The sequence below is a fragment of the Bacillus sp. LR--39 genome (genome assembly GCF_053613335.1).
This window is the reverse complement of record NZ_JBSIOT010001406.1, coordinates 1-555: the sequence shown is the minus strand read 5'-3', so window position 1 is coordinate 555 and position 555 is coordinate 1. Positions and strand designations below refer to the sequence as shown.

The window sequence follows — 555 nt, the reverse complement described above, 5'->3', positions numbered from 1 at the left end:
CTTATATCCATCGGTCTCATCATGTCATAGTCTTCATGCTCTAGAATATGGCAATGCCATACGTATCGTCCGCTGTACGGACCGAATGTCGCCGCGATTCTCAGGACTTCACCTGCATGCGCTTGAATGGTGTCTTTCCAGCCCTTTTCACTTGGCGGCGGCGGGACAGCCGGACCGGTATAGGACAATTCCCCGCTTTCTTGATAACGGGCGATATCAAACGGCCGCCGGTCTAATACACGGAAGGAGACTAGATGCAGGTGAATCGGATGTGTTCCGCGTGTCGGGTTGATAATGGACCATATTTCAGTTGTGCCCACTTTTGGTGCTTCTGTGACGGGATCGTGCCAGCGTTTGTTATTAAGCAGAAGGACGGGTCTGCCGTATTCGTCCTGGGTGCCTGCCAGTTTTAACGTTCTGATGTTTTGTATTCTTTCATGCTGTACCGAAGGGTATGAGGCGAGGTACTTCGGCTTTCTGCTTTCGTCTTTTTGTGCCAATGGTTTTGTGACTCTGAATTGCATGATATTCGCATCTGTTTCAGGATTGACGTCA

General features: G+C 49.7%; 1 pseudogene. It reads right to left on the bottom strand.

Going from position 1 to position 555, the window contains the following annotated elements:
* Positions 1-555 (bottom strand): annotated as a pseudogene (gene cotA, locus ACWHAR_RS30790) (outer spore coat copper-dependent laccase CotA); the annotation flags it as partial.